Raw genomic sequence first — 24,039 nt, 5'->3', positions numbered from 1 at the left:
AAATCAAAGAAGACCCTTTCAGAAGAAAGGGTCTTCTTACTAAACCAACCTCACCAAAACCCCAACATCCGCACAATACCCCAAACACCCACCAGCCATGTCCTTCGACGTAACCAACCAATCAAATTCCGCCAGCTCCCCGTACGTAAGCAACGCCGATTTATTCACCTTCGTATGGTCCACCAGCAAAAATTTCTCCGTAGCTTTTTCCATCATATGGCGCTTAATTTCATACTCCAAAATATCCGAGTTCATCACCCCATGCGTAGTCGAAAGTGCAGTCGCGGCCATGAAAGCTTTTGTAATATTGTATTTCTCGAAAAATCCCCAGTTCTCCACGCCGACAAATGATTTAGTACTTTGTTTAAACGTCGAGCCAATCACAATCAATTTCACATTATCCATTTCACTCGCAAAATTAATCACGTCTAGGCTGTTCGTAATAATAGTAATCTCCTTATCCGTTGGCAGAGCGGCAGCGAGACAGCTAGTCGTTGTGCCAGAATCAATAAAAATCAGATCATTTTCTTCAATAAAATCAGCCGCCGCTTTTCCGATAAGCTGTTTTTCAGCATGATTTTCTGTATCGCGATTTTCGAACGGCCGAATTTCTTCAGGATTATTATAAATAGAAACGACACCACCATAGACTTTTTTGATGGTGTTTTTTTGGAGAAGTTTGGTAATGTCGCGACGAATAGTATTTTTAGAAACGTTGAATTGTTCGCATAAATCATCGAGGCTAGCGCTGCCTTTTTCGTGAATTAAATTCTCTATCGCTTGAATGCGTTGTACTTTCATTTGAAATTCATCCTTTGGCAAAAAATATTGTTTTCTAACCTATTTATAACACATGCCCAAAAGGTAATCAACTATGATTTTTTATGGTGAAGTTAGTGACAAAAATTAAATTGACTCTCCAATTTTATTGGCTTAAGATGGGGTTATAATCGATTAATGGTTAACTTATGAGTAATTTTAAGTGGAGGGATAATTTATGGCAGATGTACGGAAATTAAAGAATTATATTAATGGTGAATGGGTCGAGAGTAAGGCGGACAAATACGAAGATGTCATCAATCCAGCGACGGGCGAAGTGCTGTGCCAAGTGCCAATATCGACGCGCACGGAATTAGACCAGGCCGCTACCATTGCCGAACAAGCTTTTGAAAAATGGAGCCAAGTTGCTGTACCAAGACGTGCACGGGTTCTATTTAGTTTCCAACAGTTACTCATTCAACATAAAGAAGAATTAGCAAGACTGATTACACTCGAAAATGGTAAAAATTTATCTGAGGCACGCGGCGAAGTGCAACGTGGTATTGAAAATGTTGAGTTCGCGGCGGGAGCACCAACACTCATGATGGGTGATTCGCTTGCTTCGATTGCAACAGATGTGGAGGCGGCAAATTATCGCTATCCGGTCGGAGTTGTTGGCGGAATTGCACCATTTAACTTTCCGATGATGGTTCCTTGTTGGATGTTCCCAATGGCTATCGCGCTCGGTAACTCGTTTATTTTAAAACCTTCTGAGCGAACACCGCTTTTAATGGAGAAATTGGTCGAATTATTTTCCGAAGCTGGTCTTCCAAAAGGTGTGTTCAATGTGGTATACGGCGCGCATGATGTGGTTAATGGTATTTTAGAAAACAAAATAATTAAAGCGGTTTCTTTTGTTGGTTCTAAGCCGGTTGGGGAGTATGTCTACAAAACAGGGAGCGCGAATTTAAAGCGTGTGCAAGCTTTGACAGGCGCGAAAAACCATACGATTGTGCTTAATGATGCGGATTTAGAAGATACCGTGACGAATGTTATTTCAGCGGCATTCGGATCGGCTGGCGAACGGTGCATGGCGTGTGCGGTTGTTACAGTTGAAGAAGGTATTGCGGACGATTTTCTAGCGGCACTTCGAACAGCGGCGCAGAATGTGAAAATTGGAAACGGGTTAGACGATGGCGTTTTCCTTGGTCCAGTAATTCGCGAAGAAAATCAAAAACGCACAATTGCTTATATTGAAAAAGGCGTGGAAGAAGGGGCGAAATTAACGGTAGATGGTCGTGAAACAGGGCTTTCTGAAGGGCATTTTGTGGGACCCACGATTTTGGAAGATGTTACGACGGATATGACAATTTGGAAAGATGAGATTTTTGCACCAGTTTTATCTGTGATTCGTGTGAAAAACCTCCAAGAAGCTGTTCGGGTTGCGAATCAATCTGAATTTGCGAACGGTGCTTGTATTTTCACTAATAATGCCAAGGCAATCCGTTACTTTAGAGAAAAAATTGATGCTGGAATGCTTGGTGTGAATTTGGGTGTACCTGCTCCGATGGCGTTTTTCCCGTTTTCTGGTTGGAAATCTTCCTTTTATGGAACGCTTCATGCTAACGGCAAAGACAGTGTGGATTTTTACACGCATAAGAAAGTTGTCACTGCGAGATATTCATTAAAAGGTTACGAAGAATAGGAGGTGCGGACATGAGCAAACTATTACGAAAACCGTTAAATGAAAGAATAGCGCCTGGCGTTACGCTTGTGCAGGATATTAACCAAGGGAATTCTCCGCTAAGTTATGTTGGGTTTCGCTTGATTGAACTAGAAAAAGATGCTGTTTATGAAGAGTCTCTTACTGATTTGGAGTGCTGCATTGTCGCGCTTACTGGGAAAATTACGGTTAGTGAGGCCGCGCATGTTTTTACAGAAATTGGGACAAGGGCGAACGTTTTCGAAAAAATTCCGACTGATAGCGTGTTTATCTCTGGTGGACGGGCGTTTCAAGTGAAGGCAGATTCGGGAAAAGCTCGTGTGGCTCTTTGTTATTCGCCGGCTGACCGAGATTTGCCAACGACGCTAATTAAAGCAAGTGATAATTCAATTGAGCAGCGCGGTAAATATCAAAATAAACGACTGGTACATAATATTTTGCCAGATGTGAGTGAGGTTGCGAGTAGTTTGTTGGTTGTTGAAGTGTATACGAATGGCGGAAATTTTTCGAGTTATCCACCGCATAAACATGACCGCGATAATTTGCCAGCGGAGTCATTTTTAGAAGAAAGTTATTATCATGAAATTAATCCGGAGCAAGGTTTTATTTTTCAACGTGTCTATACGGATGATCGTGCGCTTGATGAAACAATGGCTGTGGAGCACCAGAATGCGGTTATTGTTCCAGAGGGCTATCATCCTGTGGGGGTTCCGGACGGATATGATTCTTACTATTTAAATGTGATGGCAGGACCGAAGCGGGTTTGGAAATTTCACAATGATCCGGACCATGAATGGATTTTAGAGCGAGACTAAGAGGAGGATTTGGAGCATGAATCTAAACAAACATAGCGAACGAAAATTTGATTTAATCACAGTAGGACGCGCGTGCATTGATTTGAATGCGGTCGAATACAATCGTCCAATGGAAGAAACGATAACTTTTTCTAAATATGTGGGTGGCTCCCCGGCTAATATTGCGATTGGAACCGCGAAACTCGGCTTAAAAGTAGGTTTTATCGGCAAAATTTCAGATGATCAACATGGCAGGTTTATTGAAAAATATATGCGCGATTTGGATATAAATACGGCTGGAATGGTGAAAGATACGACTGGGCGCAAAGTTGGTTTGGCGTTTACGGAAATTAAGAGCCCGGAAGAATGCAGTATTTTGATGTATCGTGAAAATGTAGCGGATTTATATTTGACGCCGGAAGAGATTTCGGAAGACTACATAAAAGAAACACGGGTGCTCCTCATTTCAGGTACAGCTTTAGCGCAAAGTCCATCACGGGAAGCCGTTTTAAAAGCAGTCCACCTAGCTCAGAAAAACGATGTAATAGTCGCTTTTGAACTGGATTATCGCCCCTATACTTGGAAAAATACGGAAGAAACAGCGGTTTATTATTCACTTGTCGCGGAACAAGCGGATGTGATAATCGGTACGCGTGACGAATTTGATATGATGGAAAATCAAATTGGTGGTAATAATGAAGTGACGACAGCCAATCTTTTTAAACATAAAGCAGAAATTATCGTGATTAAGCACGGTGTAGAAGGGTCTTTTGCGTATACAAAAGCAGGCGAAACATTCCGAGCACGAGCCTATAAAACTAAAGTACTCAAAACATTTGGCGCAGGGGATTCCTATGCATCTGCATTCTTATATGGACTGTTTAGCGGTGAAAATATCGAAACAGCACTTAAATTCGGAAGTGCGGCGGCTTCGATCGTTGTGAGCAAACACAGTTCTTCCGATGCGATGCCAACAGCCGATGAAATTAAAGCGCTTATTGCGAACGCGGATTAGGAGGGATTTTGATGACTGAAAAAACAATTCGACTAACTACTGCGCAAGCTTTGGTGAAATTTTTAAATCAACAGTATATTGAGATGGACGGTGAATCTGCGCCGTTTGTGGACGGGATTTTCACATTGTTTGGGCACGGGAATGTGGTTGGGATTGGACAGGCTTTGGAAGAAAATCCAGGTCATTTAAAAGTCTACCAAGGAAAAAATGAGCAGGGCATGGCGCACGCGGCAATCGCCTATGCAAAACAAAAAAATCGCAAGCGCATCTACGCGTGTTCCACGTCAGCTGGACCAGGATCTGCTAATTTAATTACAGCAGCTGGCACCGCATTTGCGAACAATTTACCAGTATTATTCTTGCCAGCCGACACATTCGCAACCAGACAGCCCGACCCAGTTTTGCAACAACTAGAGCATGAGTCGAGCACGGCAATCACAACCAACGATGGCTTCCAAGCAGTTTCAAAATATTTTGACCGCGTGCAGCGACCAGAGCAACTAATGAGCGCCCTCCTTCGCGCCTTTGAAGTCATGACCAACCCAGTGAGCGCCGGTCCAGCAACAATCTGTATCGCGCAAGACACAGAAGGAGAAGCATTCGATTACCCAGTAACGTTTTTCCAAAAAAGAATCCACTATCTTAATCGGCAAATTCCGACAAAACGCGAACTAACCGAGGCGGCGAAACTTATCAAAGCTAGCCAGACCCCGGTTATTATCGTCGGAGGTGGCGCCCGCTATTCAGATGCCCGCAAAGAATTAATCGCCCTCTCCGAACAAAACGACATTCCGCTCGTTGAAACGCACGCTGGGAAATCTACCGTGGAGTTTAGCTTCAAAAACAACCTGGGCGGCACTGGTATCCTAGGCACGCTAGCAGCAAACAAAATAATCCACGAGGCCGATTTAGTGATTGGAATTGGCACGCGTTATACCGATTTCACAACGAGCTCCAAGACGGCCTTCAACCCAGCGACTAAGTTTATCAATATCAACGTCAGCCGAATGCAAACATACAAACTAGATGCCTTCCAAGTGGTCGGTGATGCTAAAGCAACCCTAAACGAACTTATGCCACTTTTAAAAGGATACAAAACCCAATTTGGCGACAAGATTTCGAAGTACAAAAAAGAATGGCTAAAAGAACGAACGCGTCTGCAACATACAAAATTCAATCGTGATAATTTCGCTCCAGAAATCAAAAATCAATTTGATCAAGCAACTTTAAATGAATATGCCGATAGCTTGCAGACGGAATTCACGCAAACCGAAGCGCTAATTACGATTAATGATACCGTGGCGCCAGATAGCATCGTAGTTTGTTCAGCTGGTTCACTTCCGGGGGACCTGCAACGACTGTGGAATCCCGCTGTACCAAACACGTATCACCTAGAATATGGCTACTCTTGCATGGGCTACGAAATAAACGGTGCTCTAGGCGCAAAAATGGCCGCAAGCGATAACCAAGAAGTATACTCTATCGTCGGCGATGGCAGTTTCTGCATGTCCCACTCTGAACTGCTGACTTCCTTACAATACGGAAAAAAAATTAACATTATGCTCTTCGATAATTCCGGATTTGGCTGTATCAACAATCTTCAAATGGCAAATGGTAGTGAAAGTTTCTTCTGTGAATTCCGCGATAACAACAACCAAATCATGCAAGTCGATTACGCCAAAATTGCAGAAGGATACGGCGCAAAAGTCTATAAAGCCAACACAAAAGAAGACTTAGTCAACGCGTTAGAAGACGCCAAAAAACAAACCAAAACAACTTTAATCGAAATGAAAGTGTTGCCTAAAACCATGTCAGAAGGCTACCTTAACTGGTGGAATGTAGGCGTTTCCGAAGTTTCAAATAAAGAGAGCATCACCCGAGCATACGAAGCGAAACAAATAAACCTGAAAAAAGCCCGACTATATTAAGCTAAACAAAAACAAGCCTGACATAGAGGCTTGTTTTTGTTTGCTGTATCTAGCAGCCAGACTTTGCATCACAGCAGTTTTTCTTTATAATAAGAGTAACTGTAAGATTATGTTTTTTAGGAGGAAATAATATGGAAGCTTTTGCAGAATATCTAGCTGAGATTGAAAACCCGGAACACCGCGCACGAACACAAGAAGTTTTAACCTGGGTGGCGGAAACTTTTCCAAATCTAAAGCCAGAAATCAAATGGAATACACCAATGTTCACCAATAATGGTACGTTCATCATTGGATTCTCAATTGCAAAACAGCATATGAGTGTTTCCCCAGAAGTAGCTGGAATTGATCGTTTTGAAACGGAACTGAAAGAAGCTGGTTATAGTCATACGAAAGGGATTTTCCGGATTTTATGGAAGAAACCAGTAGATTTTGATTTACTAGCAAAAATAATCGAGTTTAATATTCAAGATAAAGCTAATTATAGTAGTTTTTGGCGCGTATAAGTAAATTATAGTTACTTTGTCGCGTAGCAAATCTGGATTTTTTATGACATAATAATTAAGCTAAAATGTATTTTAAAAAGAGTGGTGTAAAATGCGTATTTTTTGTGGAATTATGTCAATCCAAGCAGGCTTTATTGGTGCTCTTGCTGAACTACTAAGCCCTGACAGCAAAAAAAATAACTTGTTTATGATACCGGAAGATCTTGCGGCGTCATCAGGCTATCTAATGTCACTTGCGATGATTTTAGCAGGAATCCTCATTATTTGTGCTTATCGAAATGATTTTCTAATATTTATGGCACTAATTTTATGGCTATTTGGACTTGTTTTTGGACTGATTTTCACCCCTAGTTATTCTGGATTCTATTTCCGTCCAATCGTATGTTTAATAAGCTTCTTAATGGGCCTGTTTATTTTTACGGATTACACAAGACATCGAGATGTGAACGAAGAAAGGTGAGCGAAATGCCCACCTTTTTTTATTTTATATCCGTGCAGGTCGCGAAGTCCGAAACTGCAATCCAAGATCAATCAATGCACAAACCCAAATACTTACAAAACTAACAAATAACGGTAAATCTGTATAAAGATTGAGGAAAAACAACCCAACGAGAAGCAATAATAAAAGCACATCTTTCCAAAAAGAAAAGCTCACTTCCACCTTTTTGTGGGTTATAAAAACGAATTGTTTTGAGATGAAAAATAGTGCTACAGAGCCAAATAACATCAAAAGCAACACATTTTTTTCTAAATGATCCTCAAACAATAAATGCAAATTCGCCGCAAGTAGCATAATGGAAATAATAATAAAGAAATGTCCATAAATTAAGTACTGCCCATGGGTTTCTTTATGATGATCGATTATTTTTTCAAAGCTGTGAAAGTAAGAGACGAAGAGTGTGCTGATAATTAAAAAGCCAAGAAAAGTATAGCTGATAGTATATAAATCAAGCGTATGCCCCACCAAAATGGTAGTAATCGCGACGATACTCTCACCAAATGTAATAATAACGAACAAACCAAATCGTTCTGCCAAATGCGGGAAATCAACGGGAACTTTCCGTAATGTTTTTGCTAAGAATAACGGTAAAATAATATCAACTGCGATACCTAGATACATTACTAAATAACGAATAAAGCCATCAAAGAAAACCGAAGTAGCTGTCGTGAAAACCCCAAGCAGAAACACACTTCCGAGTATAATCGCCACCTTGCGCGCGTTTCCACTTAGCTGTCTACTAATAACAAAATACTGAATAACCGTAATAAATCGAATGCCTAAATAACCAATTAAAAAAGTATAGTACGTATTTGAAAAAGTTAAATCAAAGCTCGCCGTCATCAAAATCAAGAAAAACATTTGCGGCAACATATAAAGTTCAGGTAATTTTATCTTTTCACCAAAACGGTTGAAAAACATCGTCTGCCCCACCCATGCCCAAAACATCGGCGTTACCATCAGTAAATATTCGCCAAAATAAACAGCAGTTTTATCGGGATGATTATCAACACTAAGTAAAAGATGGGTCGTGGAAGCAACCGCGGTAACAAATATTAAATCAAAAAATAATTCTAGCCAAGAAACTTTCCGTTCAGTCATTATTTCACCCCATTAAATGCTCTTTTTTAAAATTATACCACGCGGAAAGCTATTCTTATTTACTTTTGACAGTGGCTTGCCGAGAAAAGTATAATGGAGGGACAAATTACTAGGACGGGAGAGAGCAAAATGGTGAAAACTTGGGATGAATTTTTAGAGCAAGAAGCCAAACAGCCTTATTTTATAGAATTGATGAAAGCTGTGAGTGAAGCGAGAGAAGAAGGAAATGTTTATCCATCAGAGGAAGATATGTTTTCGTGTTTCCGCTTATGCCCTTATGATAAAGTCAAAGTTGTCATCCTTGGTCAAGACCCTTATCATGGCCCAGGTCAGGCACATGGCTTAAGTTTTTCTGTGCAAAAAGACGTTCGAATCCCGCCAAGCCTTCGAAATATTTACAAGGAACTAAAAAGCGACTTGGATATTGATCCAGCTAATCACGGTTATCTTGCTAAATGGGCGGAACAGGGAGTTTTACTAATGAACACAAGCTGGAGTGTGGAGGAAGGGAAAGCCGGAAGCCACAAAAAATTAGGTTGGGCGACATTTACCGATCACGTTTTGGAAGAATTAAATAATTACGATAAGCCGCTCGTCTTTATTTTATGGGGGAATCACGCTATAAAAGCTGCAAGTGGTATCACTAATCCAAAACATTTACTGATTAAAGGAGTACATCCATCACCCCTTGCCGCAAGTCGTGGCTTTTTCGGAAGTAAACCATTTTCCAAAACCAATGAGTTCTTAAAAGAGAATAATAGAACGCCAATTGATTGGGATTTAAATAGTAAATAATAGCAACATTTTGTCGTTTTTTCTTCCTATTATAAATTTTTCTTTAAAAGTGAAAAAATTTACAGAATAATTGCTAAAAGTTTTTTACATAAAGTTTCTTTCATGTTATGGTTATTACAGGAGATAGTAAAAACTTAAAAAAGTTCCTAAAGAAGGTGACTGGTTTGAAGCATAATTTTACAGAAGATGACTTTGTTTATGGAGAATCATGGGGACTCGTGCATCGGGGGGTTTTAGAGGACAAAGAAATAGAAAGAATGAAAGCGCTACGAGACAAAGTAGTGGGCAAAAAAGGTGTAGCACAAACGACACTTAAACCGATTGGTAGTGTCAGAATAGACGGAGAAGTCTATGAAGCTCGCTTGAAAACAGGTTATTTGGAAGTTGGAAAACCAATAATTGCAGTAGGTATCGACTTTGGATACGTACTAGTTAATGAAGATATACAGGAGGGAGAAAAATGACAATGATTGGACCAATTATTATCGCAGTATTGATTATCATCTTTTTAATCGTCTTTTTTACTTTAGTACCAGTGGGGTTATGGATTAGCGCATTATCCGCACGTGTCCCAGTAGGACTAGGAACATTAATCGGGATGAGATTACGTCGGGTTGTACCTTCTCGCGTTGTAAAACCGTTAATTAAAGCAGTAAAAGCAGGACTTGATTTAGAAGTAAACCAACTTGAAAGTCACTATTTAGCAGGTGGGGACGTGGATAACACAGTTGATGCGTTAATCGCCGCACACCGCGCAAATATTGAATTAGATTTCAGCCGTGCAGCAGCCATTGACCTTGCTGGACGTGACGTACTTGAAGCAGTACAAACTTCTGTAACACCAAAAGTTATCCGTACACCTGAATTTACTGGTGTGGCGCAAAATGGGGTAGAAGTAAAAGTTATTACACAAATTACCGTACAATCTAATATTGAACGTATCGTCGGTGGTGCTGGTGAAGATACAGTTATCGCGCGTGTCGGTGAAGCCGTAGTATCTACAGTCGGTGAAACGAGAGAACATACAGACGTACTTGAAAATCCAAACAGCATTTCGAAAAAAGTCCAAGAACAAGGACTTGGAGACGGAACTGCATACACAATTTTATCTATTGATATTGCTGAGATGCGTATCGGTGACAACATTAAAGCAAAACTAGACATCGAAAAAGCCAACGCGGACATGGAAGTTGCTCAAGCAGCTGCATCGAAACGTAAAGCTGAAGCGATTGCCCTAGAACAAGAAAACAGAGCTGCCGTAGTAGCCGCAGAAGCAGAAGTACCACGTGCTCTTTCTCGCGCTTTAGAAGAAGGCAACTTAGGCGTAATGGATTACTACAAAATGGAAAATGTACAATCAGATACAGCAATGCGCGAATCGATTGCACACGAAGACGAAAAATAAACCTTGATCTTTTGCAAGAAAGAAGGTGTTTTCATTGGATTTAAATGATTTTCTAAATAGTGGCTGGGAAGGTGTTTTAGTTATCCTTGGGGTGATTGGCGTTATTGTAAATCTCCTTAGTAAATCGGGCAAGGCAGCTGACAGCGAAAAAAAAGAACCATCCAAGCTAAGCCAAATGTCGCGTGCGAACTACAAACCGCAACATCATAACCAAACCACTAAAAAACCAGAGAAACGAAAAGTATCACAAGGAACTTTTACACAAAATAAAGAACAAGATAAAGTTATCGCGGAACAAAAAGCCGCACAAGAGAAAATGTTAAGAGAAATTCGCCGGGAATCCGACGTGGCCAAAGGGAAAAAGATAATGAAAACTTCCACGCATCGCCCTAAAAAAGCTCGGAAATTACGGGGGAGATTACAGGAAGCAATAATTACCAAAGAAATCCTTGATAAACCAGTCTCTTTACGAAAAAACCATCTATAGAAATAAGCTCAAGAACTCGTTTCTTGGGCTTGTTTTTTTGCTGTGTCCAAACTGTTACATAATAAAGTTAAGTTTTAAAATAGCTGTATTACAACTGTAACATTCACCTGATATGCTGTGGGTATATAAAAAAGGGGTGCGTGGATTGAAAATAATAGCAGCGAGAAGAAAGATTTTTTTTGCGTTAATAGCTTTAATGATTTCTTTTTCAGTACTATTTTTACCAACAAATAGCGCATCAGCAGCAACTACTTACAAGATGACGACAACAGCTGATGTAAATGTTCGCACAGCAGACAATACAAGCGGCAAAGTCATCGGTTTTTACAAAAAGGGTACTACGGTTACTTTTACAGCCAAAACAAAAAATAACTGGTACAAAACAACATATAACGGTAAAGTAGGATATGTTTCAGGTAAATGTGTCACTACATACAAAGCACCTGTTGCAACAACACAAAGTTTTACCGCATTAAATAATGAAGCAAGAAAACACCTTGGCAAGCGTTATAAAATCGGCGCAACTGGTCCAAGCTGCTTTGATTGCTCTGGATATACGCAATATGTATATTCAAAAGGAATAAAAAAATCTATTCCTCGTACAGCTAAACAGCAATATGCTTCCGCCAAAAAAATTAAAGCAAGCGAACTAAAAAACGGCGATTTAATTTTCTTTAATTACGGCAAAGGGATTGCCCATGTTGGGATTTATGTAGGAAATGGAAAAATGCTTAACGCACAAAATAACGGCGTGAAATACGACACTATCAAATCTGGCTACTGGAAAAAATATATTGCTGGTTACGGTCGTGTAGCAAACTTAAAATAATTTTACAAAGCGTCACTTTCAGGTGATGCTTTTTTGTGTAATTAATAAGGAGGAATCATAAGTGGAGTTTAGTATAAAAGAAATGCCTTTAGAAGAGTTGGAACCGAAAGTAATCGAAGGTCTGATGAATCATAAAGAAAGAATGGGCTATTCGATACCTAAAAGTGAACCTGTTTTTATTGGATTTGCGGCGATAAATCACGAAGGAGAAGTAGTCGGTGGCGTAACAGCTAAAACGAGTTACGGTGAACTCCATGTGTCACTGCTTTCAGTGGATCAAAAAATGCAAGGAACAGGGGTAGGGACAGCATTAATAGAACAAATAGAAAGATATGGTAGAGAACATCATTGCCACCATATCTCTCTAACGACATTCAGTTACCAAGCTCCGGAATTTTATAAAAAATGTGGTTTCACAGAGCTTGGCCGTATCAAAGATTTTCCATTAAAAGGTGAGGAAAAATACTTTTTCGTCAAATATCTATAAAGTCTACATAGAACTGTTTTTGTTAGCAGCGGCTTGAACGGCACTAATGACAGCGGAACGGAAACCTGTATCTTCCAGTGACTTAACTGCTTCGATAGTTGTTCCACCAGGAGAAGTGACCATATCTTTTAGTTTTCCAGGGTGTTCGCCAGTTTCTAATACCATTTTTGCGGCACCAAGAACGGCTTGAGCTGCGAATTTATAAGCTTTATCTCGCGGCATACCCTTCAAAACAGCTCCATCAGCAAGCGCCTCGATAAACATATACACATATGCTGGGGACGAACCACTGACGCCCACTACGGCATCCATCAAGTTCTCAGCAACAACTTCGGCTTTTCCAAAACTAGAAAAAATAGTAGAGATTTGCGCGGTTTCTTCTGCGGTTACATTACTATTAGGCGAAATGGAGGACATCGCTTCGCCGACAAGCGCTGGAGTATTTGGCATTACGCGAACAATCTTAGTCTCTTTTGACGTCAATTCTTCTAAGTCTTTAATTGTGACTCCTGCTGCTACAGAAATAACGATTTTTTCAGGTGTTATCTTATCTTTTACTACTGTTAAAATTTCAGGAATAGTATAAGGCTTAACTGATAAAATGATAATATCTGCTTGTTCTGCAAGTTGAGCGGTATCCGTTGTTAATTGAATTCCGTTAAATTCAGTTTTAAGTGGTTTTAATTTTTCCATATCTCTACCACACACAAGAATGTCTTCTTCTTTCCCCAAGTTAGCTTTTGCTAAACCACGAATCATTGCTGAACCCATATTTCCCGCGCCTATAAAACCGATTTTTTTCATACTAATTTTCGCTCCTAACAAAATCTTTTTTTCTATTATCTCACGTTATGCGGCTTTGTCCAGCCTTTCAGAAGTGGAAAAAAGCAACAAATAAATTAGATTTAAAACAATCTTAGAACTTATTCTAAGGTTTTTTTGTGTTTGGGATTGTATTTTTTGTGAAAAAAAGTCTGATTTTGAACTAAAATTGTAAAGCCATTCATGAAATTTATAACTCAACTAAACTTTGGCTAGTATGAATAATAAAATATAGCGAAAATGTGTCAAAAGCGACTCACTTGACAACTAAAAATAAACATTATTGTGATAATTGTCCCCTAATAAGTGATTCTGAGCAACAGTAAAAATTAACTTGGGATACGATATGGAGCACAATGTTTTTAAGGTTTGAAAGCGCTATAAATGGCGTTTTTATCAGCTATAATTAACATTGGATAACAGTTCCAACTACATAGTACTGCGAGGTGAAAACATTGAATTTCTTTTTACAACTATTAGGCAACTTTTCTGGAGCTTTAAATTTCCCAGACGTAACAGAAATCCTAAACAACTTAATTAAAGTTATTTTTGGTTGATTTCAAAAAAATAAAACAGCGGAGGAGGTAACTACAGTTGAATTTCTTTCTACAATTATTAGGTAATTTCTCAGGAGCACTTAATTTCCCAGAAATAACAGGATTATTAAACAACCTAATGAAAGCAATCTTTGGTTGATTTTCAAAAAAATAAAACAGCAGAGGAGGCCACTAAAAAATGAATTTCTTTTTACAATTATTAACTAACCTTTCAGGGGCATTTAATTTCCCAGAAATAACAGGATTACTAAACAACTTAATCAAAGGAATCTTTGGTTGATTACCCATTAGAATAAGTTGAAATATAGGGTTAAGGCTGACTTAACCCTATTTGTAATTAAAGATGTAAATGAGGAGGATTTTTATCCATGAAAAAAATAATCGCGTTAATTACAACAGTTGCGCTTCTATCAATGGTTGTCATTAACTTTATTCCAAGTATGGTTGCAGATGCGGCTAGTACTTCCGAGAGCAATTTGACATATAAAGACGTACGAAATGGTTTTTACTTTGTTGGATATGAAGATGTGCAACTTGAAAAAGGTAAAAGTTATAAATATACAGTAGCTTATGAAGCAAATGTTGACATGCAAGCGACTGATACTGTTACAGGTCAATCAGCAAAAGCAGGACTATTTATACCAAATTCATCTGGCGTAGAACTTGATAGTAACAATGTGACTACTACACAAAATAACGTAGTCGATGTAGCAAATGACGGAAATAAAGTATTTACACATACATTTGAATTTACAGTAAAAGAAGATACAAAAGCAGATATTGGTACTTATTTAGGAGCAGGATCTGTCATTCCAACGACTCCAGATGCAACAATAATTTGGAAAAACGTATCAGTAACAAATGAAACTCCCGTAGAACAACCAGAAGCTCCAGTTATTAATGCAGAAGATAAAACAATCGAACAAAACGAAACTTTTGATGCATTAAAGGAAGTAACTGCAACGGATAAAAAAGATGGCGATCTTACAAAAAGCGTCAAAGTAACTAAAAACACAGTGGATACGACGAAAAGCGGCGAGTATGATGTTGACTATAGTGTGACAAACTCAAGCAAACTTACAACTACAAAAAGCGTTAAAGTAACCGTTACTCCAGTAGAAACAAAAACAAACACAGCTCCAGTTATTGATGCAAAAGATCAAACAATCAAAGTTGGTGACCTATTTAATTCGTTAAAAGAAGTTACTGCAACGGATAAAGAAGACGGCGATCTAACAGCGAAAATTAAAGTAACAAAAGACACTGTAAACAATGCGGAAAAAGGCGTTTACCAAGTAACTTATACAGTTACAGATTCCGGTAATCTATCAGCCTCTCTTACAATCAAAGTGACTGTTACTCAAGATGGAAAATTAATTGTTAATCCAAGCGATCCGACAAATCCAGCTGATCCATCCAATCCAGAAGTAACAAAAACTCCTGTAGAATTTGAAAGAGCTTCAGTTGATCCATCAACGACTAAAGTAAATGTGAACAAAATTCCAAAAACTGGTGATAGCTCGATGATATGGGTAGTCTTAGCAGGACTAGGCTTAACTACCATTGGCATCAGCTCTTATCGCAAAAAAGCAAATAGATAATTTATCATTGATGAAAAGAGTATGCTAGGTCTGAAATCAGATACTCTTTTCATTAACTAGATGATAAAATGGCAATCAAGGGCTATTTTTAAAGAGCTTTACACAGAGAGGGGAGTCATTTATGCCAAAAATTGCTAAAAGTGATCGATTGGAGAATGTTGCTTTTGAGTACATTAAGAACAAAATTACAACAGGGGAGTATCCTACCGGGTACAGAGTAGTAGAAGCGAAATTGTCTCAAGAATTAAACATGAGCAGAACACCAATTAGAAGGGCGATTATTAATCTTTGCCATTCTGGTTTTTTAGTTCATCAGTATAATCGTGGTGCCTTCGTCCAAAATACAGAGGTAACAATTACTGAGTTTTTTTCGAGAATGAAATTGGTCGAACTTTTAGTGTATGAAAGCACGGAAAAATTAGCTTTACGGGAAGATTATATTGTTGTAGATGACATCATAGAAATAGCAGAAAAAGTAATTCAATATGAAAAAAATAGAGAATATGAGTTAATGCGGGGTGCTTTTGAAGATTTTATTAGCACGTTTATCGGTAAGTTGAACAATGATTACTTTAATAGAGTAATTCAAGATTTATGGAATGAAATAAATGACAACGCAACCAAAGAAGTAAGACTTATTATTGTTTCTGCAAGTGATCGAATTGCGGAAGAATTAGCGCACATGATTGAAATTTTAAAATCATGGAATTACGAACAATTAAAAAAATGTTTTCAACACATAATGAACGCAATGATTTTAATTGCTTTTTAAAGAGAGGTTTATAACTATTGAAAAAAATAAGCTGGATGATTATCATGCTGATTATCGTTGCTATATCAGTAGGCTATTATTTTATAAAAGAAAATGAGAAAAAAACACCACAAGTAATTAATTACAAAACAGTCGAAGCGAATAAAACAGACTTAAGCGTCTATGTTTCCGCAGAAGGTCATATCGTAAAAACAGTAAATGAATGGCCAGATTATAAAGATTTTGCAGTACAAATTATGGTGGACGAGCTAGAAATCAATCAAATAAAAGAAAAACAAGCAGCGAATGTCCACGTTGAAGCCGTAAATAATAAGATTTACAAAGGCAAAGTTTCTGATATAGATGAAAAAGGCATCATAAACGGCTCAGTAACATCATATAAAGTTACGATTGATTTGGAAAATGATGATGATTTGAAAGAAAATATGTCAGTAAGTGCTGACGTGCTCGTGGCATTAGAAAAAATGATTCTGACAATCCCGATAGAAGCAGTCCACACAGATAAACAAGACAAAAATTATGTTTATATTGTTGATGAAAATAACCAAAAAAAGAAAATCTGGATTGAAACAGGAAAACATAATACAAAATCTATCCAAGTAGTAAAAGGACTTACAGAAGGACAACCTGTGATTATTCCTTAAATGGAGGAGAGTGCGACATGATTCAACTATTTAACATCTCAAAATCCTACCAAATGGGAGAAAACACAATAAAAGCATTAGACGACATATCGCTTCAAATCAGTGAAGGTGAATTTTTAGCCATTATCGGCCCATCTGGTTCTGGAAAATCTACCTTAATGAATATCCTTGGAATTCTTGATAAGGCGACGGTTGGTGAGTACTATCTCAATAAAAAGAATTTAATGCGCGTATCAGACCGAAAAATTTCTAAAATTAGAAATCGGAAAATCGGTTTTATTTTCCAGCAATTTAACTTAATGCCCCGACTCACTGCTTTTGAAAATGTAGAATTGCCACTTGTATATCGAGGTGTAAGTAAAGCTGTTCGAAAAAGAGTCGTATTAAAAAGTTTAGAACGAGTTGGATTATTAGATAAAAAGAAACATCTACCTGCCCAGCTTTCAGGAGGTCAGCAGCAACGTATCGCGATAGCACGAGCCATAGCAGGAAGTCCGGAAATAATATTAGCAGATGAACCAACAGGCGCGCTTGATTCTAAAACAGGAGAAGAAGTAATGTCGTTGCTTAAAGAAATTCACCGAGAAGGAAATACATTAATTATGATTACACACGATCAAGAAATCGCCCAACAAGCAGAGCGAATAATAGAAATTAAAGACGGCAAACTCTGTGAATGGAACAAATTATGAATATTTTTCAAAGTATTAAATTAGCTCTAAAACAACTACTATCCGCCAAATTTCGAACATTTTTAACAATGCTTGGAATTATTATTGGTGTTTTTTCTGTTATATTACTTGTTTCAATTGGCGAGGCGATTTCAAAAAATGTTTCTAGCCAATTAGGAGATATGGGGAGTAATCTGGTATCTGTTAGCTTTTATTCGGATAATCCAAACGAGAAATTCACCTATAAAGAAGCGAATGGCCTTTTGAATGAGGATGAAATTGGTTCGCCGGAAGTAATGAAGACCAAAGAAGTAAGAACGAATGTAAAGACAGCGAGTAGCCAAGTAACTGGAGTAAATGAAGATTATGCGACTATAAAAAACTTAGAACTTACATCAGGTCGATTTTGTTCTAATGTAGATGTTCGATTTGCCCAAAAAGTGACTGTCATCGGTTCAGAAATTGCTAAAACGTATTTTAAAAATCAAAATCCAGTAGGAAAACATATCCAAATTGCCGGCGCTAGATATTTAGTTATTGGCGTTTTAAAAGAAAAAGGCGAGAGCTTATTCGGATCAGCGGACAAGAAACTTTTTATTCCGGTCACTTCCGCAGAACGACTTTTTAAAACGGATTCTGTAGATTTATACTATATTCAAACTAAAAATACAGAACAAGTACCGGACGTTGTGAAGCGGACAAAACAGCAACTAAGCCAACTTTTTCCAAATAATAAAGAGGCGTATACGGTTGTCAATCAGCAACAGGCACTTGATACATTTGACAGTATTACTAGCACGCTTACCATTGGTTTAGGCGCGATTGCTGGAATTTCTTTACTCGTTGGCGGGATTGGAATCATGAATATTATGCTCGTCTCGGTTTCAGAACGAACGCGAGAAATTGGTATTAGAAAAGCAATCGGTGCAGGTAGTGGGGTTATTTTGAGGCAATTTTTGATTGAAGCGATTGTGCTTAGTTTGTTAGGCGGAGGTATCGGTATTTTACTCGGAATTTTTTCCGCGCAAATAGTTACAGCCGCATCTAGTTTTGACATGCATGTTTCTGCTACGACGATTCTTTTAGCAGTTGGATTTTCGATGTTTATTGGAATTGTGTTTGGTGTAGTGCCAGCGCAGAAAGCTTCGAAAAAAATGCCGATAGATGCGTTACGAGCAGATTAACTATAGGGGGCGTTTTTATGGAGAGAGAACAACAAGTCGATGATACATGGGTTTTAGTAGAAATCGTTAGTCTAGTAACCAATGTAGAACGACAACGACTTAGAGAACTTAGTTACGCTGACTTGGAAGAATTTTATGAAAGAGTTGTAGTAGAACAATAAAGAAAATCCTACTTTTTGCGAGAATAATAAAACTATGCGAAAATAAAGGCAAATTAGTAGGAGGGGTTTAGATGTACGAATCGATTAGGAAACGTGATGATGGTACGACGCTCGTTGAATTTGGGTTAGAAATAAATGCGCAAGTAGCAGATGTATTTTCCTTATTAACAACCAACGAAGGGCTAGCAAAGTGGTTTAATGAGCTTGAGATAGGCGAGCTTGGCGCAAATGGACATCTTCTTTTCATCATGACTCCTGAAGAAAAAATAACCATGTCAATTCGTGCATTTGAACCTAACCGAAAAATCGCCTTTCAGTGGGATCAAGATGAAGTAGCGTTTGAACTAAACGAAATCGCGGGAAACAAAACAAAGTTAGTTTTTACAGAACAACTGACCGCAATTACAGAGCACAGCCCAAGAGATGTGTCTGGTTGGCATATTTGCCTGAAAAAACTACAAGCAAGCGCGGAGAAAAAGACGTACGATTTTAACAAAGCCACATTTGAAACCCTATTTGCCAAATACCAAAAAGCATTGAATAACGAAAAATAAATCCTTTATAAAAACCATAAATGAAGCTGGAAACGCTTTGTTTATGGCTTTTTTCTGTTTCAATTAATCTTTTTCCACTTTAACTGGAAATTCCTTATGTTCAAAAAAGTAATCGGTTTCATTAGAATGTAATTGTAAGCAAGGCATTGAAAAAATACGGGGTGACGAAATGATAGTATCGGAAGAACAATTATTTTTAAATCAGCATCTAAGCACAAAAGAAGAAGTGCTAGCTTTTATTGCAGACAAGGCAGAAGAAATCGGTATCACAACAAATTCAGCTCAGGTGGAACGTGACTTATGGGCGCGCGAAAAAGAATACGCGACAGCAGTACAACAATTAATCGCCATTCCACATGCGAAAACAGAGGCAATATCGGAAGCGAAACTGCTTTTTATTCGCCTAGTTGAACCGATTGATTGGGATTCCAAAGAAGGCTTTAAAGCACAAGCTATTTTTGCGATATTAGTTCCAGCAAGCGAGGCAAGCCAGCAACATTTGAAAATTTTATCAAGTGTGGCTGTGAATTTACTAGAAGAAGCGTTTCAAGAACAAATTTTAACGATTCAAACGGAACATGAGCTAATGGATTACTTGAAAGATAATTTGGAAGGAGAATTGATATGAAAGTTGTAGGAGTTACGTCATGTATTGCAGGGCTTGCGCATACACCAATGGCAGCCAAAGCACTAGAAAAAGCCGGAGTGAAATTAGGACACGATGTCAAAATTGAGCAACAAGGAGCAATGGGCACTATCGATGAAATTACGCCAGCCGAAGTGAGCGCAGCAGATGTAGTTATCATCGCGGCGGATAAAGTAATCGACGGGGAAGACCGTTTCAAAGGAAAACCAGTCGTTCGTGTGAAAATTGGTCAATGTGTTGCGAACGGGGAAGCGGTGTTAAGTAAAGTAGTTGCAGCAATTGAAGCACGTAAACAAAAGGAGGCTAACTAAGTCATGAAAGGGAAATTAAACGAAGCAAAAGACCACTTAATGTCGGGTATATCCTATGCGCTACCAGTCATTATCGCAGGGTCACTTGTTGTAGCTGTTGCAAAATTGATTGGAATTATTGGTGGCGTTACAAACCTAGATGCCTACGCAGATGCAAGCGGATTTTATCATTACGTTTACTTATTCCAAAATGTAGGTTGGGCGGCAATTGGCTTACTTAACTTAGTACTAGCGGGATATATTGCTTATTCGATCGCTGGAAAACCGGCTCTTGCTGCTGGTTTTGTTGGCGGGGTGCTTGCTACTAGTACAAATGCTGGTTTCTTAGGTGCCGTGGTCGCTGGTTTCTTCGCTGGTTGGTTAACAAACTGGGTAAAAAAACATGTTCGTATCACTGGACCAGCTGCTAGTTCTTTACCACTAATTATTTTGCCACTTATTACAGTTGGTGCCACGGGGATACTGATGTCACTGATTCTCGGCGGACCACTTGGTTGGTTAAACCAAACGTTACTTGATTGGGTAACTGAAATGTGTAAAAACGATACAAACGTCATTATTCTCGCACTTATTTTAGGAGCTATGATTGGATTTGATCTTGGTGGACCGGTAAACAAAGCTGCTTGGATGGCTGGGAATGCGCTATTTATGAGTGGCATTTACCTACCTTCGATCATGATTAATGTCGCAATTTGTATTCCGCCACTTGGCTACGGAATCGCTACACTTTTACGCAAAAAGAATTATTCTACTACATTCAAAGAAGCTGGAAATGGTGCACTAATTATGGGACTGATTGGCGTTACAGAAGGTGCGATTCCATTTACACTACGTAGCCCTGGTAAATTAATTCCACTAAATGTGATTGCCTGTGCGATTGGTAGTGCAGTAACAATGGGGCTTGGCGCTTATGTGAAAATGCCGCCGATTGGTGGAATGTATGGTTTCTTCACCATTGGTAACGGCTGGGCTTACTTAGTTGGTGGCTTGGTTGGTGCATTTATCATCGGAATCTGCGCTAACTTATTCGTGAATTTCACCGAAGAAGAAACAGCTGCTGCAGACGACGCTGTAGATGATATTGATATTAGTTTTGATGAAATAGAGATTAAATAATAGTTGGAGGATTTAATTAAAATGGCTAAAACGAAAGTACATGTAATTCCGCATTCACATTGGGATAGAGAATGGTATTTCACTTCAAGCCGTTCGACAATCTATTTAGTGAAGCATTTAAAAGAAGTGATTGAAACTTTAGAAGCGAAAGCCGATTACCATTTTTACTTAATGGATGCCCAAAGTTCTTTAATAGAAGATTATTTACGCTACTGCCCCGAAGATAAAACTAGATTAGAAAAACTTATTGCTGAAAAACGGCTTATTACAGGGCCTTGGTATACACAAACGGACCAATTAGTCATTTCACAAGAATCAATCGTTAGAAACTTGCTGTATGGAACGAGAATCGCTCGCGAAATGGGACATAGTATGGCTGTCGGCTATGTCCCCGATGCATTCGGACAAGGCGGGAATATGCCGCAAATTTATAAAGAATTTGGGATTTCAAAGTTTCTATTTTGGCGCGGAGTTGCTGATAATCGCTTGAAGCAAACCGAATTTATCTGGCGTGGTGATGATGGAACAGAAATGCTAGCAGAACAAATCCCATTCGGCTACTACTACGGAGCGAACATTCCGGAAGATGAAACAGAACTAAAAACGTATTTGGATGAGCAAATTGGCGCTCTAGAAGAAAAAGCATCCACGCCAAACGTATACTTCCCGAACGGCTTAGACCAAGCGCCAGTCAGAAAAAACTTACCAGAATTAGTTGCGAAATTTAATGAATTAGATCATTCGCGTGAATACCAAATCGCTTCTCCAGAAACATTTTTTGCTGATTTAGAAAAAGATGTAACTGATTTGCCAGTGATTGCTGGGGAATTAACAGAAGGTAAACATAGCCGTCTGCACAAATCGATTTTCTCCACTCGGGCAGATTTAAAACAAGCAAATAATGAAATCGAAAACTTTTTAAGCAATGTGCTAGAACCGGTTCTGTCGATAAGCTACTCACTTGGAAATCGCTATCCACATAATGAGCTCGCGGAAATTTGGAAATTGATGTTTGAAAATGCTGCGCACGATAGCATTGGTGGCTGTAACAGTGACACGACTAACCGTGACGTTAAACATCGCTATAAATTAGCTTCTGATTTAGCAACCAATTTACTCGATTTAAACATGCGTTTAATTAGCGAAAAAATCGCACAAAAACAACCATTCCAATTTACCGTTTTCAACCCACTGCCATACGAAAAAAGTGGCGTGATTAAAATGACCGCGTATATCCCAGAAGACAATTTCACCATAGAAGATACGCGAGGAAACGAGCTTGAATACACAATTCTAGAGAAAAAGGACTTAACGGAATATGTCTTAAATCAACATATTTATCTGAACCCAAGCAAACCAGTTTATTTACCAGAAAAAGTCTTTTTAGCAACGATGCTAGTAGATGTGAACAGCATTCCAGCGCTTGGATATAACACAATCTACTTTAATTTAGAAAAAGAAGTAGCTGAACAACAACCAAAACAATCTGCTGAAACAAAAATCGAAAATGAGTTTTACAAAATTCAGTTAGCAGATAATAATTCATTAACAATCCATGATAAGAAATCCGGCAGAACTTACACAGACCAAATGATTTTTGTGGAAAATGGTGATGACGGAGATTCCTACAATTATTCGCCGCCGCGTAAAGATCTATTAATTTCATCTAAAGAAGCGATAATAGATAGCGTAGAGGCGAGTGTATCGGGTATTAACCAAGCTTTAACTATTTCCTTCAAGTTAAATGTACCGTATAATTTAGAAGAACGTGCAAATGGTGAAAAAACAAAAGAAATGACAATCAAAACGTTAATTTCTTTACGGAAAAACGAAGAGCTTATTCGCTTTGATGTGCAAGTTATCAACCAAGTACTGAGCCATCGTTTATGCGTCACTTTCGCAACTGAAATAGCTAGCAAATTTTCCACAGCTGACCAATTATTCGCCCCAATCAACCGTCCTGTACGACTGCCAGAAATGGACGTATGGGAAGCGGAAGAATGGCAAGAAGCACCCATTTCGATTGAAGCAATGCAAAGCTTCGTAAGTTTACATGATGAATCGCACGGGGTTGCCGTAATGACAGAAGGCGTGCGCGAATATGAAATCATTGGTGAAAATTATGATACGATTTCGCTAACATTATTCCGCACATTTAGTCATATGGGTAAAACGGATTTACTGTACCGTCCTGGCCGCGCTTCCGGTGAATCCATCGTTGAAACACCTGATGCTCAATTACTTGGCGAAATTAACGCCACATTTGCGCTAACCTTATTTGAAAGCTCTTTTGACGAAGCAAACATTGCGAAAAAAGCAAAAGAATACTTATCAAATCCACCAGTTTACCAAATGTCTGATTTTCTTAATGGTCGGTTGATTTACGTATACCGCGACGAAGAAAAAACATTAGACAGCACGTATAGCTTGGGACTCCCAGTGATAGACGGGGCGATTATTAGCGCGGTGAAAAAAGCCGAGGATAGTGATGCCTTCATTACCCGCTTTTTCAACCCTTATTTACAAAAAGAAATTGCCATCCCAGAAATTTTCCAAGGCAAAGAACTTCACTTGGATGAAAGCAATGAAGCTGAAACAAAAACAACCTTAACACACGCTAAAGTGCAAACATATTTATTTAAAAAGTAAAGTTTAACTACCTCAAAAAGGAGCTG

General features: G+C 38.7%; 26 protein-coding genes. 23 read left to right on the top strand and 3 right to left on the bottom strand.

Going from position 1 to position 24,039, the window contains the following annotated elements; translation table 11 throughout:
* Positions 1–39: 39 nt before the first annotated feature.
* Positions 40–801 carry a DeoR/GlpR family DNA-binding transcription regulator gene (locus OC533_RS06490; RefSeq protein WP_194323167.1) on the bottom strand — a complete coding sequence of 254 codons (762 nt, stop codon included), beginning with the start codon at positions 799–801 and terminating at the stop codon, positions 40–42.
* Positions 802–997: 196 nt separating this feature from the next.
* Between OC533_RS06490 and iolA the strand changes: the two genes are divergently transcribed.
* From iolA to OC533_RS06460, 6 genes are all read left to right on the top strand, one after another.
* Positions 998–2,464 carry a methylmalonate-semialdehyde dehydrogenase gene (gene iolA / locus OC533_RS06485; protein ID WP_194323168.1) on the top strand — a complete coding sequence of 489 codons (1,467 nt, stop codon included), beginning with the start codon at positions 998–1,000 and terminating at the stop codon, positions 2,462–2,464.
* An 11-nt stretch (positions 2,465–2,475) separates the two neighbouring features.
* Positions 2,476–3,297, top strand: coding sequence for a 5-deoxy-glucuronate isomerase (gene iolB, locus OC533_RS06480; protein ID WP_194323169.1), 822 nt, complete (start codon positions 2,476–2,478; stop codon positions 3,295–3,297).
* Between the two features lie 16 nt (positions 3,298–3,313).
* The gene (iolC, locus tag OC533_RS06475) at positions 3,314–4,291 is read left to right on the top strand and encodes a 5-dehydro-2-deoxygluconokinase (protein WP_194323170.1); all 978 of its coding nucleotides are present in this window, start codon (positions 3,314–3,316) and stop codon (positions 4,289–4,291) included.
* A gap of 11 nt (positions 4,292–4,302) precedes the next feature.
* Positions 4,303–6,219, top strand: a complete 1,917-nt coding sequence (gene iolD / locus OC533_RS06470) for a 3D-(3,5/4)-trihydroxycyclohexane-1,2-dione acylhydrolase (decyclizing) (RefSeq protein ID WP_194323171.1) — start codon at positions 4,303–4,305, stop codon at positions 6,217–6,219.
* Positions 6,220–6,350: 131 nt separating this feature from the next.
* Positions 6,351–6,722 (top strand): iron chaperone, encoded by a 372-nt coding sequence (locus OC533_RS06465; RefSeq protein WP_112120182.1) that lies wholly within the window; start codon positions 6,351–6,353, stop codon positions 6,720–6,722.
* 91 nt (positions 6,723–6,813) lie between these two features.
* On the top strand, positions 6,814–7,182 hold the full coding sequence (locus tag OC533_RS06460; protein ID WP_003760353.1) for a hypothetical protein: 369 nt from the start codon (positions 6,814–6,816) through the stop codon (positions 7,180–7,182).
* 24 nt (positions 7,183–7,206) lie between these two features.
* Here OC533_RS06460 and OC533_RS06455 read toward each other — a convergent pair whose 3' ends face one another.
* Entirely contained in the window at positions 7,207–8,322 is a 1,116-nt protein-coding gene (locus OC533_RS06455; RefSeq protein ID WP_003760355.1) for a low temperature requirement protein A, read from the bottom strand.
* 129 nt (positions 8,323–8,451) lie between these two features.
* Between OC533_RS06455 and OC533_RS06450 the strand changes: the two genes are divergently transcribed.
* The 6 genes from OC533_RS06450 (at position 8,452) to OC533_RS06425 (ending at position 12,325) form a co-directional block, all read left to right on the top strand.
* The gene (locus OC533_RS06450) at positions 8,452–9,117 is read left to right on the top strand and encodes a uracil-DNA glycosylase (RefSeq protein WP_010990390.1); all 666 of its coding nucleotides are present in this window, start codon (positions 8,452–8,454) and stop codon (positions 9,115–9,117) included.
* A gap of 164 nt (positions 9,118–9,281) precedes the next feature.
* Complete coding sequence (locus tag OC533_RS06445) at positions 9,282–9,581, top strand: NfeD family protein (RefSeq protein WP_003738085.1); 300 nt, start codon at positions 9,282–9,284, stop codon at positions 9,579–9,581.
* Positions 9,578–10,522: a flotillin-like protein FloA gene (gene floA / locus OC533_RS06440; protein WP_003723104.1), complete on the top strand. Its 945-nt coding sequence runs from the start codon at positions 9,578–9,580 to the stop codon at positions 10,520–10,522. The genes OC533_RS06445 and floA overlap by 4 nt, the downstream gene beginning before the upstream one ends.
* 34 nt (positions 10,523–10,556) lie before the next feature.
* On the top strand, positions 10,557–11,009 hold the full coding sequence (locus OC533_RS06435; RefSeq protein ID WP_003760360.1) for a hypothetical protein: 453 nt from the start codon (positions 10,557–10,559) through the stop codon (positions 11,007–11,009).
* 145 nt (positions 11,010–11,154) lie between these two features.
* On the top strand, positions 11,155–11,838 hold the full coding sequence (locus OC533_RS06430) for an NlpC/P60 family protein (RefSeq protein ID WP_185511329.1): 684 nt from the start codon (positions 11,155–11,157) through the stop codon (positions 11,836–11,838).
* A gap of 61 nt (positions 11,839–11,899) precedes the next feature.
* Entirely contained in the window at positions 11,900–12,325 is a 426-nt protein-coding gene (locus OC533_RS06425) for a GNAT family N-acetyltransferase (protein WP_194320077.1), read from the top strand.
* A gap of 3 nt (positions 12,326–12,328) precedes the next feature.
* On the opposite strand, the gene proC is transcribed toward OC533_RS06425, so the two are convergent.
* Entirely contained in the window at positions 12,329–13,129 is an 801-nt protein-coding gene (gene proC / locus OC533_RS06420) for a pyrroline-5-carboxylate reductase (RefSeq protein ID WP_194323172.1), read from the bottom strand.
* A gap of 943 nt (positions 13,130–14,072) precedes the next feature.
* Here proC and OC533_RS06415 point away from each other — a divergent pair.
* The 11 genes from OC533_RS06415 to mngB all read left to right on the top strand — a co-directional run bounded on the left by OC533_RS06415 (position 14,073) and on the right by mngB (position 24,013).
* Entirely contained in the window at positions 14,073–15,305 is a 1,233-nt protein-coding gene (locus OC533_RS06415) for an immunoglobulin-like domain-containing protein (protein ID WP_194323173.1), read from the top strand.
* A gap of 121 nt (positions 15,306–15,426) precedes the next feature.
* The gene (locus tag OC533_RS06410; RefSeq protein ID WP_003760365.1) at positions 15,427–16,077 is read left to right on the top strand and encodes a GntR family transcriptional regulator; all 651 of its coding nucleotides are present in this window, start codon (positions 15,427–15,429) and stop codon (positions 16,075–16,077) included.
* 44 nt (positions 16,078–16,121) lie between these two features.
* On the top strand, positions 16,122–16,721 hold the full coding sequence (locus OC533_RS06405) for an efflux RND transporter periplasmic adaptor subunit (protein ID WP_194323539.1): 600 nt from the start codon (positions 16,122–16,124) through the stop codon (positions 16,719–16,721).
* A gap of 17 nt (positions 16,722–16,738) precedes the next feature.
* Positions 16,739–17,413 carry an ABC transporter ATP-binding protein gene (locus OC533_RS06400; RefSeq protein ID WP_194322533.1) on the top strand — a complete coding sequence of 225 codons (675 nt, stop codon included), beginning with the start codon at positions 16,739–16,741 and terminating at the stop codon, positions 17,411–17,413.
* Positions 17,410–18,576, top strand: a complete 1,167-nt coding sequence (locus tag OC533_RS06395) for an ABC transporter permease (protein ID WP_194323174.1) — start codon at positions 17,410–17,412, stop codon at positions 18,574–18,576. Before OC533_RS06400 ends, OC533_RS06395 begins: the two co-directional genes overlap by 4 nt.
* A 17-nt stretch (positions 18,577–18,593) precedes the next feature.
* Positions 18,594–18,737: a BH0509 family protein gene (locus tag OC533_RS06390; protein WP_141009306.1), complete on the top strand. Its 144-nt coding sequence runs from the start codon at positions 18,594–18,596 to the stop codon at positions 18,735–18,737.
* Between the two features lie 71 nt (positions 18,738–18,808).
* Positions 18,809–19,291, top strand: coding sequence for an SRPBCC family protein (locus tag OC533_RS06385; protein WP_194323175.1), 483 nt, complete (start codon positions 18,809–18,811; stop codon positions 19,289–19,291).
* A 169-nt stretch (positions 19,292–19,460) separates the two neighbouring features.
* On the top strand, positions 19,461–19,919 hold the full coding sequence (locus OC533_RS06380; protein ID WP_003770368.1) for a PTS sugar transporter subunit IIA: 459 nt from the start codon (positions 19,461–19,463) through the stop codon (positions 19,917–19,919).
* On the top strand, positions 19,916–20,248 hold the full coding sequence (locus OC533_RS06375) for a PTS fructose transporter subunit IIB (protein ID WP_003729043.1): 333 nt from the start codon (positions 19,916–19,918) through the stop codon (positions 20,246–20,248). The genes OC533_RS06380 and OC533_RS06375 overlap by 4 nt, the downstream gene beginning before the upstream one ends.
* Positions 20,249–20,251: 3 nt before the next feature.
* A complete protein-coding gene (locus tag OC533_RS06370) occupies positions 20,252–21,364 on the top strand; it encodes a PTS fructose transporter subunit IIC (RefSeq protein WP_003723113.1) in 1,113 nt (370 codons plus the stop codon).
* Positions 21,365–21,385: 21 nt separating this feature from the next.
* Positions 21,386–24,013 (top strand): mannosylglycerate hydrolase, encoded by a 2,628-nt coding sequence (gene mngB / locus OC533_RS06365; protein ID WP_194323176.1) that lies wholly within the window; start codon positions 21,386–21,388, stop codon positions 24,011–24,013.
* The last annotated feature ends 26 nt before the right edge of the window (positions 24,014–24,039 follow it).

Origin of the sequence: Listeria sp. Marseille-Q6474 (assembly GCF_946902005.1) — a bacterium.
Classification (GTDB): domain Bacteria; phylum Bacillota; class Bacilli; order Lactobacillales; family Listeriaceae; genus Listeria; species Listeria innocua.
Note: the sequence above shows the minus strand (reverse complement) of the source record. Positions and strands in the feature narration are given on the sequence as shown.